This is a genomic window from Halomonas sp. HP20-15 (assembly GCF_033446685.1).
GTDB lineage: Bacteria > Pseudomonadota > Gammaproteobacteria > Pseudomonadales > Halomonadaceae > Modicisalibacter.
In genome coordinates, this window is sequence record NZ_JAWQLY010000003.1 from 37,720 (window position 1) to 49,862 (window position 12,143).

9 protein-coding genes are annotated in these 12,143 nt (G+C 66.7%); 4 read left to right on the forward strand and 5 right to left on the reverse strand.

What is annotated here, in order from left to right:
* Positions 1-51: 51 nt before the first annotated feature.
* From R6258_RS04910 to R6258_RS04920, 3 genes are all read left to right on the forward strand, one after another.
* Positions 52-1,368: a homoserine dehydrogenase gene (locus R6258_RS04910; RefSeq protein WP_318448148.1), complete on the forward strand. Its 1,317-nt coding sequence runs from the start codon at positions 52-54 to the stop codon at positions 1,366-1,368.
* A gap of 101 nt (positions 1,369-1,469) precedes the next feature.
* On the forward strand, positions 1,470-2,864 hold the full coding sequence (thrC, locus tag R6258_RS04915) for a threonine synthase (protein WP_318448150.1): 1,395 nt from the start codon (positions 1,470-1,472) through the stop codon (positions 2,862-2,864).
* 88 nt (positions 2,865-2,952) lie between these two features.
* A complete protein-coding gene (locus R6258_RS04920; RefSeq protein WP_318448152.1) occupies positions 2,953-4,770 on the forward strand; it encodes a single-stranded-DNA-specific exonuclease RecJ in 1,818 nt (605 codons plus the stop codon).
* 153 nt (positions 4,771-4,923) lie between these two features.
* Here the strand turns inward: R6258_RS04920 and R6258_RS04925 are convergent, their stop codons facing one another.
* The 3 genes from R6258_RS04925 to R6258_RS04935 form a co-directional block, all read right to left on the reverse strand.
* Positions 4,924-5,343 carry a VOC family protein gene (locus R6258_RS04925; protein ID WP_318448155.1) on the reverse strand — a complete coding sequence of 140 codons (420 nt, stop codon included), beginning with the start codon at positions 5,341-5,343 and terminating at the stop codon, positions 4,924-4,926.
* Between the two features lie 234 nt (positions 5,344-5,577).
* Positions 5,578-8,547, reverse strand: coding sequence for a copper-translocating P-type ATPase (locus tag R6258_RS04930; RefSeq protein WP_318448158.1), 2,970 nt, complete (start codon positions 8,545-8,547; stop codon positions 5,578-5,580).
* Entirely contained in the window at positions 8,544-8,975 is a 432-nt protein-coding gene (locus tag R6258_RS04935) for a MerR family transcriptional regulator (protein WP_318448161.1), read from the reverse strand. Before R6258_RS04935 ends, R6258_RS04930 begins: the two co-directional genes overlap by 4 nt.
* A gap of 312 nt (positions 8,976-9,287) precedes the next feature.
* On the opposite strand from R6258_RS04935, the gene R6258_RS04940 reads away from it, so the two are divergent.
* Positions 9,288-10,568: an OmpP1/FadL family transporter gene (locus R6258_RS04940; protein ID WP_318448163.1), complete on the forward strand. Its 1,281-nt coding sequence runs from the start codon at positions 9,288-9,290 to the stop codon at positions 10,566-10,568.
* Positions 10,569-10,671: 103 nt separating this feature from the next.
* Here the strand turns inward: R6258_RS04940 and R6258_RS04945 are convergent, their stop codons facing one another.
* Both R6258_RS04945 and R6258_RS04950 read right to left on the reverse strand, forming a co-directional pair.
* Complete coding sequence (locus R6258_RS04945) at positions 10,672-11,793, reverse strand: porin (RefSeq protein WP_318448166.1); 1,122 nt, start codon at positions 11,791-11,793, stop codon at positions 10,672-10,674.
* Between the two features lie 62 nt (positions 11,794-11,855).
* Entirely contained in the window at positions 11,856-12,143 is a 288-nt protein-coding gene (locus R6258_RS04950; RefSeq protein WP_318448168.1) for an EF-hand domain-containing protein, read from the reverse strand.

Below are 12,143 nucleotides of genomic sequence, written 5' to 3' on the forward strand. Positions count from 1 at the left end.
GGTCGCCAAGGCCGGATCGAGATCATCCATACAAGATAGGGGAGCACGACGTTGAAACCGGTGAGAGTGGGGATCTGTGGACTGGGGACCGTCGGTAGCGGCACGTTCAATGTACTGATGCGCAATGCCGACGAGATTGCACGTCGCGCGGGGCGGCCGATCGTCATTGAGCAGGTCGCGGCGCGGCGCGACAATCCCGATTGCGACACCACCGGGGTCAAGGTCACCGCCGATATCTTCGAGGTGGCGCAAAACCCCGACGTCGACGTGCTGGTCGAGCTGATCGGCGGCTACGACGTCGCCCGCGAGCTGGTGCTGACGGCGATCAGCAACGGCAAGCATGTGGTCACCGCCAACAAGGCGCTGATCGCCGTGCACGGCAACGAGATATTCCGGGCCGCTCACGACAAGGGCGTGATCGTCGCCTTCGAGGCGGCGGTGGCCGGCGGCATCCCGGTGATCAAGTCGATTCGTGAAGGCCTGGGCGCCAACTGCATCGAGTGGCTGGCGGGCATCATCAACGGCACCGGCAACTACATCCTCACCCACATGCGCGACGAGGGCCGGGCCTTCGAGGACGTGCTCGCCGAGGCCCAGGCGCTGGGCTACGCCGAGGCCGACCCGACCTTCGACGTCGAGGGCATCGACGCCGCCCACAAGCTGACCATCCTCGCCTCGATCGCCTACGGCGTGCCGCTGCAGTTCGAGAAGGCCTACACCGAGGGCATCTCGCGGATCACCGCCGAGGACGTCGATCAGGCCGACAACCTGGGTTACATCATCAAGCACCTGGGGATATCCAAGCGCACCGATGCCGGGCTCGAACTGCGCGTGCACCCCACGCTGATCCCCAAGGAGCGGCTGCTGGCCAGCGTTCACGGCGTCAAGAACGCCATCGCGGTGATGGGCGACGCCGTCGGCCCGACGCTCTACTACGGCGCCGGTGCCGGCGCCGAGCCGACAGCCTCGGCGGTGGTCGCGGACCTGCTCGATGTGGCTCGCGACATCGCCACCGAGCATCATTACCGGGTGCCCTACCTGGCCTTCAGCGGCATCACCGAGGGCGACGACAGCCTGCCGATCCTGCCGATGGAGGACATCGTCACCGCCTACTACCTGCGGCTGCTGGCGGTGGATCGTCCCGGGGTGCTGGCGCGGGTGGCGACGATCCTCTCCGAGCAGGGCATCTCGATCGAGGCGATCATCCAGAAGGAAGCCACCGAGGGCGAGCTGGTGCCGATCATCCTGCTCACCCATCGTACCCGCGAGAAACAGATGAACGAGGTGATCCGCCAGCTCGAGTCGTTGTCGGACATCGCCGGCCCGGTCACGCGGATCCGCGTGGAAAGCCTCAACGAAGACGAATAACTTCAGCTACGAGCTACGAGCTACGAGCTACGAGCTACGAGCTACGAGCTACGAGCGCTCGAAGCTTGAGGCTCGCAGCTCGTCACTCACGGAGTGAATACATGCGCTACATCAGCACGCGTGGGCAGGCGCCCGCGCTTAACTTCGAAGACGTGGTACTCACCGGCATGGCCAGCGATGGCGGGCTCTACGTGCCCGAGAGCGTGCCGACGCTATCCCGCGACGAGCTCGCGGCGATGGCCGGGCTGTCCTACGCCGAGATCGCCTTCCGGGTGATGAAGCCGTTCGTCGGCGGCGAGATCGACGACGCGACCTTCCGCGACATCGTCCGCGACGCCTACGCGACGTTCAGTCACGAGGCAGTGGTGCCGCTCAATCAGCTCGACAGCAATCACTTCCTGCTCGAGCTGTTCCACGGCCCGACCCTGGCGTTCAAGGATGTCGCCCTGCAACTGCTCGGCCGGATCCTCGATCACTTCCTCATCAAGCGCGGCGAGCGCGCGGTGATCATGGGTGCCACCTCCGGCGATACCGGCTCGGCGGCGATCGAGGGCTGCCGGCATTGCGACAACCTCGACATCTTCATCCTGCACCCGCACAACCGCGTCTCGGAAGTGCAGCGCCGGCAGATGACCTCGGTACTCGCCGACAACGTCTTCAACATCGCCATCGAGGGCAACTTCGACGACGCCCAGGCGATGGTCAAGGCCAGCTTCGCCGATCAGGCATTTCTCAACGGCACGCGGCTGGTGGCGGTCAACTCGATCAACTGGGCGCGGATCATGGCCCAGGTCGTCTACTACGTCGCCGCCGGCGTGGCGCTCGGTGCGCCGCATCGCGAGATCAGCTTCTGCGTGCCCTCGGCCAACTTCGGCAACGTCTTCGCCGGCTACATGGCCTACAAGATGGGGCTGCCGGTCAAGCAGTTCGTGATCGCCACCAACGCCAACGACATCCTGCACCGCACGCTCGCCGACAACGACTTCGCCAAGCGTGAACTCGCGGCGACCCTGGCGCCGTCGATGGACATCGTGGTGTCGTCGAACTTCGAGCGGCTGCTGTTCGACGCCTACGAGCACGACGGCGATGCGGTACGCGCGTTGCTCGAACGCTTCCAGCAAGAGCCCGCCGCGCTGGCCGAGGCGCCGCTGGCCCGGTTGCGCGAGAAATTCGCCAGCCATAGCGTCGACGACGCGACGATTCTCGAGGTGATTCGCGAGGCGCACCATCGCACCAAGGAGCTGCTCGACCCGCATACCGCCACCGGCTACCGCGCCGCCGAGGTCTGCCGGGCGGACGCCGCCACGCCGATGATCACCCTGGCCACCGCGCATCCGGCCAAGTTCGCCGATGCGGTGGTCAAGGCCGGTTTTTCCGGCGTGCCCCTACCGGCGCACATGGACGACCTGCTCGAGCGTGAGGAGCGCTACACGGTGCTGCCGGCCGAGCTGGCCGCGGTACAGGCCTTCGTCGCCGACAATCGCCGCACGCCGTAACGCCAATCCGCCGCTCCGCGCCCTGGGCCGCCCCGCGCGGTCCGGGCCAACGCAGTTTGCAGTCGTGGCCGAGTCGCAAGGAGCCATCGTGTCCGCCGTTATCATCGAATCCTCGACCGAATCCCCAAACAGCGACCTGCTGACGCGGCGCATCCTGGCGCGCCCGCGCGACGCGGCGCTCTATCGGCGCGGGCTCGACGCGGGGCTTTCCGAGCTGCAGGCACGGATCCTCGCCGGGCGGCTCGCCGGCTACCAGGGCGAGCTGGAACCGCTGGTGGCGCCCAGCCTGCGCCATCTCGAGCACCCCGAGCGGCTCACCGACGCCCGGCGCGGCGCCGAGCGCATCGCCCGGGCGGTCGCCGAGGGCGAGCATATCGGCATCCTCACCGATTACGACGTCGACGGCATCACCTCGCACGTGGTGATCCTCAGGACCCTGAACGAGCTGTTCGGGGTGCCGGCCTACAAGCTGCACAGCCTGATCGGCCACCGCATCAACGACGGCTACGGCATCAGCCTGCCGCTGGTCGAGCGAGCGCTGGCGCTATCGCCGCGGCCCAGCGTGATCATCACCGCCGACTGCGGCTCCTCGGACGAGCCGCGTATCGCCCGGCTGCGCGAGGCCGGCATCGATGTCATCGTCAGCGACCATCACGCCTTGCCGCTGGAGGGTCCGCCGGGCTCGGCCTATGCCACCATCAATCCGACCCGCGAGGACTGCGGCTTCCCCGATCCGACCATCGCCGGCTGCATGGTCGCCTGGCTGCTGATGTCGCTGGCCCGCGCGGTGCTGATCGAGATCGGCCACGTCTCGTCGTCGACGCCGAAGCTCTCGCCGTGGCTCTCCTATGTGGCGCTGGGCACCGTCGCCGATTGCGTCTCGCTGGGCGGCAGCGCCATCAACCGCGCGGTGGTGACCCAGGGGCTGGCGCTGATCAACCGCATGCAGTCGCCCTGCTGGCGGGTGATGGCCGAGCGCCTGGGCGCCGACAGCACGCCGTTCGACGCCGAGACGCTGGCCTTCCAGATGGGGCCGCGAATCAACGCCCGCTCGCGGCTCGACGATCCCTACGCGGCGCTGCACTTCATGCTGGCCGCCGACGACGCCAGCGCGCGCGAGCATCTCGAGGTCCTCGACCAGGACAACCAGTCGCGCAAGGCGATCGAGGCCGACATGACCGAGCTGGCCCGCGAACGCGCGATGGCCCAGCTAGCCGAGGGCGCCCGGGTGGTGATCGTCCATCTCGAGGATGGCCATGCCGGGGTGCAGGGCATCGTCGCATCGAGGCTGGTCCAGGCCTTCGGGCGTCCGGCGCTGGTGCTGACCCCGGCGGTAACGCCGGGCATGCTCACCGGCTCGGGGCGCTCGATCGACGGCCTGCATCTGCGCGACGCCTTGCAGCGCGCCTTCGAACTGGCGCCCGAGGCCCTGCCGCGCTTCGGCGGCCATCGTGGTGCGGCGGGCGTCGGCGTGCCCCACGAACGGCTCGCGGAGTTCTCCGCGGCCCTGCGCCAGGCGGTCGATGAACAGCTCGGCGAGTGCGAGTTGTACCCCTGCGTATATACCGACGGCGAGTTGCTGGCGGCCCAGCTGTGCCTGGCCACCCTCGACGAGCTCGAGCGGTTGGCGCCGTTCGGCCGTGAATTCGACGCGCCGCTGTTCGATGGCGAGTTCCTGGTCGACAACCTGCGGGTGGTCGGCGCCGACGGCAGCCATCTGATGCTCACTCTGAGCCAGGGCGCGGCCAGCGTTCGGGCGATCTGGTTTCGCGCATTGACGCCCGGCGAGCTGCCGGCGTTCGAGCTGGGCGCGCGGTTGCGCTGCGCCTACAAGCTGTCGCGCAACCGCTGGAAGGGGCGGGAGTCGTTGCAGCTGATGATCGAGCATGCCGAGCCGGTACACTGAATTTACTACTGCGCTCGATAGGCTGGCCGCCGGAGGTACTCGCTATCCTCATTGAGCAGCAAGTCAACTGCGGTAGCTGCGTTCCTGCGGCGACCAGCTTCTCTTCGCTCGTAACGTAAATACAGCGTCCCGCCGCCGCTTTAGTAATTGTCTTCAATAACTCGGCCACACGCCGGGGGTGGCCAGCTCCAGCAGGTGATCGTCGGGGTCGCGGAAGTAGAGGCTCTCGCCGCCGCGCGGCCAGTGGGTGCGCCCCTCGATTTCCACGCCGTGTTCGGCGAGCCGCGCTTGCCAGGCGCCGAGCTGGTCGGCGTCGACGGCCAGCGCCATGTGGCTGCGGCCTGCGCCGTCGTGGGGCGGGATGGTGCCCATCGCGTCCGGCAGGACGACGGTCTGCCCGGTCTCGCCGTGCAGGAACAGCAGCAGCACCGTCTGGTTGCCGACATCGTAGGCGGTGAAGCGATGATCGGCGGTGAACGGCGTAAGCCCCATCACCGATTCGAAGAAGTCGCGGGCGCGCGACATGTCGGCGACATACAGCGCCGTCTCGAGGACGCCGTTGAGGGTCGGCATAGGCTCTCCGGAAATGGCGGTATCCAGTGCAGCATAGCAATGCCGAAGCGATGAGGCGGAAAGAAGGGCGGGCTAGGCGTTGCGATAAAAGCGGCAGCACCCAGGCGGGTACTGCCAAGAAACATGTCCGTTCGACGCCGGCTTCTTCTAGCCTCGAGTATCACCCCCGGGGCATCCAGAACCACCAGACGATGGCCGCGATCAGCAGCACGCCGGTGAAATTGACGATCAACGTCATGTGATCTTCTCCTGCGTTCGGGTGGGTTTGAACAACCGCAGCCGATTGGCGTTGCTGACCACGGTCACCGAGGACAGCGACATCGCCACGGCGGCGATCACCGGCGACAGCAGCATGCCGGTGGCCGGGTAGAGCACGCCGGCGGCGATCGGGATGCCCAGGGCGTTGTAGCCGAACGCGCCCCACAGGTTTTGCTTGATGTTGGAAAGCGCGGCGCGGCTGATGGCGATGGCGTCGGCCACGCCGTGCAGCGAATTGCGCATCAGCGCGATGCCCGCCGACTCGATGGCCACGTCGGTGCCCTGGCCAATGGCGAAGCCGACGTCGGCGCGTGCCAGGGCCGGGGCATCGTTGATCCCGTCACCGACCATTCCCACGACTTCGCCCGACGCCTGCAGGCGCTCGACGGCGGCGTGCTTGTCCTCGGGCAGCAGGCCGGCGCGGAAATCATCGATGCCGGCCTCGCGGGCGATGGCCGCCGCGGTGGGTTCGGCGTCGCCGGTCAGCATGATCACCTTGAGTCCCTCGCCACGCAGACGCGCGATCGCCGCGACGGCATCGTCGCGCAACGGGTCGGCGATCGCGAACAGCGCCGCTAGCCGTCCGTCGATGGCCAAGTAGACCACCGTATTGGCCTGTGCCTCGTAACCCGCGACGTCGTCGCCGGCGGCCGTTAGATCGATGCCTTCGTCGCGCATCAGCGCGGCGTTACCCAGCAACAGACGCTCGCCCCGGGTGCCCTGGGCGGCGACGCCGCGTCCGGTCAGCGAGGCGAAGCCCTCGATGCTCGGCGGTGTCGCGTCACGGGATTCGGCGAAGCCGACCAGCGCGGTGGCCAGCGGATGCTCCGAGCCACGCTCCAGGGCCAGCGCCGCGGACAGCGCCCGATGCTCGTCGCCGAACGCCCGCCAGGCGGTGACGCGCGGCCGACCCTCGGTCAGCGTGCCGGTCTTGTCGACCACCAGCGTGGTCAGCCGGCTGGCGCTCTGCAGCGCCTCGCCATTGCGGATCAGCACGCCGTACTCGGCGGCCTTGCCGACCCCGATCATGGTCGAGATCGGCGTGGCCAGGCCCAGCGCGCAGGGGCAGGCGATAATCAGCACGGTGGTCGCGGCGACCAGCATGTGAATCAGGCGCGGCTCGGGGCCGAGGTTGAACCACACCAGCGCGGTGATCACGGCGATGATCATGACCGCGGGCACGAATACCGCCGCGACCCGGTCGGCCAGCCGGCTGATCGGCGGCCGCGAATTCTGGGCGCTGCGCACCTGCTCGATGATCCGCGACAGGCGGGTATGCCGGCCCACCCGGGTGGCTCGGTAGACCAGCGAGCCCTTGCCGTTCACCGTGCCGGCGGACAGCGCATCGCCGACGCCCTTGGCCACCGGCATCGGTTCGCCGGTGAGCGTCGATTCGTCGACGAAGCTTTCGCCCTCGATGACATCGCCGTCGACCGGCAGGCGTTCGCCGGGGCGCACGCGCAGCAGTTCACCCTCGGCGACCTCGTCGATGGCGACGTCGCGCTCCTGACCCTCGCGGATCACCCGTGCGCTGCGCGGTCGCAGGTCGAGCAGGTGCTTGAGCGCCTGCGAGGTCCGCCCCCGGGCACGCACTTCGAGCGCCTGACCGACGTTGATCAGCCCGACGATCATCAGCGAGGCCTCGAAGTACAGCGCACGGGCGGCCTCGGGAATGAACTCGGGCGCCAGTGCGACGACCATCGAGTAGAGCCAGGCGACGCCGGTGCCCAGTGCCACCAGCATGTCCATGTTGGCCTGATGGTGGCGCAGGGCCTTGAGCGCGCCGACGAAGAATCCCCGCCCGGCGCTCGCCAGCACGCCCAGCGTGCCCAGGCCCACGGCGACCCACAGCCAGCGCTCGACGCCCTCGAGCATCGGGTGGTGGAAGAACATCAGCACCATCAACGCGGCACCGGGAACCAGCGCCAGCCAGGTGTCGCGCAGCCGGCTGCGGTATTCGCGGGCCTCGTTGTCCTCGCGCTTGGCCTCGCCGCGCTCGATGTCCTCGATGACCTCGGCGCCGTAGCCCACCGCCTCGACGGTGGCGACCAGGGTCGCGGACGAGACGCGCCCATTGACCGTGGCGGTGCGGCTGGCGAAATTGACCTCGGCGCGCTCGACGCCGGCCACGGCGTCGAGCGCCTGCTGGATGGTGCGCACGCAACTGGCGCAGGTGATGCCCGACAGCGCCAGCTCGACGCTCTGGCGCGACTGCGCAGCGGGTTGTGAGTCGGACTCGCGGGTGGCTCGATCGTCGCTGGCATCGCTCCTGGCTGAGGCGCTTTCGCTGGCTTGCCCGTCGGCCTCGTCCGATGGCTCAGTCTCGTCCGCTGGGTAGCCGGCCTCGCGCAGCGTGACGTCGAGCAGGCCATCCGGCAGGTAGCTGTCGACGTCCAGGCGCCGAGCGCTCGGCTCGCCCGTCACGCGGGCCAGTGGGTCGCGGGCCTGGATCGCTTCGCGCATGCGCTTGACGCAGCCCTGGCACGACATCGCCGGGATCGTGCGCTCGCGATGGACAAAGGCAGCGGGTTCGGCGCCGAAGCCGGCCTCGCGTACTGCGGCGATGAGCGACGCGCTGGGCAATTGGCTCGACACGCTGAGCCAGCCGTGGGCGGGCTCGCCGACCACCTCGGCGGCATCATCGCGGGCGTTAAGGGCGCGGCGTATCTTGCTCACGCAGCCCTGGCAACTGATTCCGGAAACGCGCAGCGCCAGCGGCGCACCGGGCATGGGGATCGCCTGGTAGCCCGCGGCCTCGATCGCCGCGACTACCTCAGCGACTTCGCGATCGGTGGTGATCCTTGCCAGGCGCGTGTCGAGTTCGATCACGGCCCGCGCGTCCAGCGCCTCGAGTGCGCGCCGCGTGCGGGCCACGCAGCCGCCACAGGTCAGACCGTCGAGGGCCAGCGACCAGGTCGTTGCGCGTTGTTCGACGGCATCGTTCATGAGCGCTCCTCGTGTGGTTCTCGCGGCTGATTCCAGTGTTCGATCAGTTGGCAGATGGTGTTGCCGTCCGGGGCGCCATCGGGCATCTCGGCCCAGTTGCTCAGGGCGCTCTCCATGCGTGCGGCCAATTGCTCGAGTTCGCGAATGCGCTGCTTGATCTCGGGCAGGCGTGCGGCGAGCAGGTCGCGGACCATGGGGCACGGCGAATCGCCGTGATCGGCGTGACCGAGGATCTCGCCGATCTCCTTGAGGCTGAAGCCCAGCGTGCGGGCACGCTGGATGAAGCGCAGCCGGGTCAGCGAGTCGTTGCCGTAGCGCTGGTAGCCGTTATGCGGATCGCGTTCGGGGTGCAGCAGCCCTTCGCGGGTGTAGTGGCGCACCGTCTCGGCGGTGACGCCGGCGCTGCGGGCCAGTTCGATGACTTTCATGGCGCCTCCTGGGCAGGCTCTTGGCAGAGAGTCTAGAACCTAGAGGTAACACATAGGTCAAGGGCAAGGCCGGAGGATCGGTAAAACCGCCAGGCGAAACACAGCGATTCCGTGCTATCCAGCGTGGCATGCGGCCTGGCGAAAAGAGCGCGCGCCGCCTTCGACTAATGGATAGGTGTCGCAGACAATTAAAACGGCCGTTTGTTCTTGACTTGATTTCATCGATCAGCCAAAACGACTAAGACTGCCATTGCCTGGTACGAGCAATACCATCATCACGCCAGCGTCATCATGAATAGGGAACGGAACATCATGCAAAACAATATCAACAAGCTCGCCATCGCGATCGCCGCTGCCTCGGCGGCGCTGATCTCGGGACAGGCTGCGGCCGGCGGTTTCCAGCTCAACGAGCAGAGCGTCAGTTCGCAGGGCACGGCGTTTGCCGGACGTACGTCGAACGTCACCGACGCCTCGATCGTCTTCGGCAACCCGGCGGGGATGTCATTCCTCGATCGTGCCCAGATCACCGCCGGGGCCACCTACCTGAACGTCAATACCGATATCGACAATGCGTCAGGGACCACGGCGCTGGGTACGCCGGTGACGCCGGCCTCCAACGAGGGCGATATGGTCCCGAGCGAGACGATTCCGTTCGGCTATTTCGTGCAGCCGATCAACGACCACCTGCATTTCGGCCTGGGCGTCTACGCACCGTTCGGCGTGGTAACCGATTACGAGGACGACTTCGAGGGCCGTTACTTCGGCAACTACAGCGACGTCAAGGTGATGACCGTCCAGCCGACCTTGTCGATCAAGTTCAGCGATCAGCTCTCGGCCGGTTTCGGCATCACCTACAACCGTATCGAGGGTGAGTTGGAGAGCGCCACCTATGGCGGTCCCTTCGGTGATGGTAGCTTCAACGTCCAAGGTGACGACGAGGCGTTCGGCTTCACCTTCGGCATGATGTACAAGCCGGTCGAGTCGACCACGCTGGGTGTGACCTATCGTTCGGATGTCGACTACGAACTCGAAGGTGATGCTGAAATCAATAATGTCTATCCCGGCGCCGGCCCGGGCACTCTCCCGAATGCTTCCTACGATGCGGGGCTGGACATCACGCTGCCCGAGACCATCGACTTCTCGGTGACCCATGACCTGAACGATCGCTGGACGGTGATGGCCGGTGCCGCACTGGTCAAGTGGAGTAGCTTCGACAGACTAGTCATCGAAAATGACAGCCCCTTGGGCGATCAAACCGAAAATCAGGATTACGAGGATGCCTGGCAGTACGCGCTGGGTGTGGCCTACCACGTCAACCCGGCGGTGACGCTGCGCGGCGGGGTCGCCTATGACGAATCGCCGATCAGCGACGAAGTGCGCACCGTGCGCGTGCCGTCCGGCGACCGGACGATCTTCTCGCTGGGCGCCGGCTGGACACCGACCCCCAACCTGACGCTGGACTTTGCCTACACCTACCTGACCGAGGATACGGCCCCGGTGAGTCAACAGTCGCAAACTACTGCCGCAAGCTACGAGGCCGACTACGAGAACGAAGCCCATGGCTTCGGCGCGCAGGCGACCTATCGCTTCTAAATCCCATCGCGTTAACGAGAAACCCGGCCGAATGGCCGGGTTTTTTGTGGCTGTAACTTCTATCGTATAAAAGCGGGCCGGGAGCTGGCTCCCGGCACCGAGACTAGAAGTTGTAGCGCACCAGCAGATCGGTCTCGTCGTTGCCGATATCGGCGTTGCCGTCGGCATCCACCGAGTCGTCGAACTTGCGCTCCACGGCGACGATCAGGTTCTCGTCGAAGGTCAGCCAGGCGGCACCGGCCAGGTAGAAGGCGCTGCGTGCCTGGGAATCGGCGTGCTCGAGTCGGTTGAACCCGCTATACAGCTGTACCGTGCCCGGGACCTGGTCCTTGACGTTGTACAGCGCTACGCCCTCGTAGCCGCGCGCTTCGTCGATGATCCCGTCGGCCTCGCTGGTACCGCTGAAGCTGCCGTCGCGAATCAGGTTGCGGTATTCGCCACCGGTCAACGCGAAGTACCAGTTGCCCGGCGTCCAGCGGGCCGCCAGCAGGCCGGCATCGACGTTCTCCGAGGTGGTGGCGCCCGCGACCTTGCCGTCGATATCGCTGTGCGTATAGGTGGCACCGAACGACCAGTCCTCGCTGGGCTTGTAGACCACCGCGCCCTGGCCGGTGTAGTTGCGCTCGTAGCCGTTCAGGTTGCCGGTGTAGCCGGCATTGGTGGGTACGTCGTCACGCGAACTCTGGTAGAGCACGCCGACCGTCCAGTCGCCGAAGGTGTTCTTGTAGGAAACCGCGTTGTCGGGGCGGCCGTTGCCCTCGAAGCCGCCGTCGCCGGCCGCGCCGTTGAAGCTGCCCTGGGCGGTGGCGCCGTTGTACCAGAACCAGTCGGTCCAGTAGGCGACCATGTCGTACCACAGTGAATACTGCTTGCCGACCAGCACGGTGCCGTAGTCGTCGTGGCTCGCCCCGGCGTAGAGCAGACGCTTGTAGTGGGCGTCGGTGCCATCCTCGAAGAATGGATCGAAGCCCCATTCGGCGCGGGCGATGGATGACCAGCCGCCCTGGAAGTTGTGTTCATGGATCAGCCGTACGCGCGAACCGGCGTTGACCGGGTCGTGGTCGTCGTCGACCTCGTCGACGAAGCTGCTGCCGGCTGCGATGCGGCCGCTGAAGGTCAGCTTGTCGCTGGTGGTTTCGTAAACGGTGACGGCCTGCGCCTGCTGTGCGGTCAGGGCGGCGGCGATGGCGACGGCCAGCCCGGTGAGCTTGTGATTATTGAACATGACGAACCTTGTGAGTCGTTGTGTTTCTTGTTTTCCGCGGGTAGCGGAGGGGCCTGCGGATACTACTGACCGGCGAGGAATTCCTTCAGCGACAGTTGCCGGTCGCTGTCCTGATCCAGGGTGCCGAAGCCGGCCATCAGATCGGTATCGGTGCGCGCCTCGCTGGGATCGATGCTGCCATTGTCGTCGGCATCGAGTTCATGGAAGCGGGCGACCTGAGCCGGTGGCGCGCTCATTTCCAGCTTGCCACGCGCGAAGCTGCCCTCACCGTCGCCGGCCGGGGTGTAGCCCTGGCAGCCGGCCAGGGCCAGCAGGCTGGCGAGGGTGAGAAGTCCGGTTCTCTTGCGCAT

Coding starts and splice junctions, on each gene's coding strand:
- thrC (WP_318448150.1), top strand. CDS start 1,470: ATGCGCTACATCAGCACGCGTGGGCAGGCGCCCGCGCTTAACTTCGAA.
- R6258_RS04925 (WP_318448155.1), bottom strand. CDS start 5,343: ATGCCGACCCTCAACGGCGTCCTCGAGACGGCGCTGTATGTCGCCGAC.
- R6258_RS04930 (WP_318448158.1), bottom strand. CDS start 8,547: ATGAACGATGCCGTCGAACAACGCGCAACGACCTGGTCGCTGGCCCTC.
- R6258_RS04935 (WP_318448161.1), bottom strand. CDS start 8,975: ATGAAAGTCATCGAACTGGCCCGCAGCGCCGGCGTCACCGCCGAGACG.
- R6258_RS04940 (WP_318448163.1), top strand. CDS start 9,288: ATGCAAAACAATATCAACAAGCTCGCCATCGCGATCGCCGCTGCCTCG.
- R6258_RS04945 (WP_318448166.1), bottom strand. CDS start 11,793: ATGTTCAATAATCACAAGCTCACCGGGCTGGCCGTCGCCATCGCCGCC.
- R6258_RS04950 (WP_318448168.1), bottom strand. CDS start 12,143: ATGCGCAAGAGAACCGGACTTCTCACCCTCGCCAGCCTGCTGGCCCTG.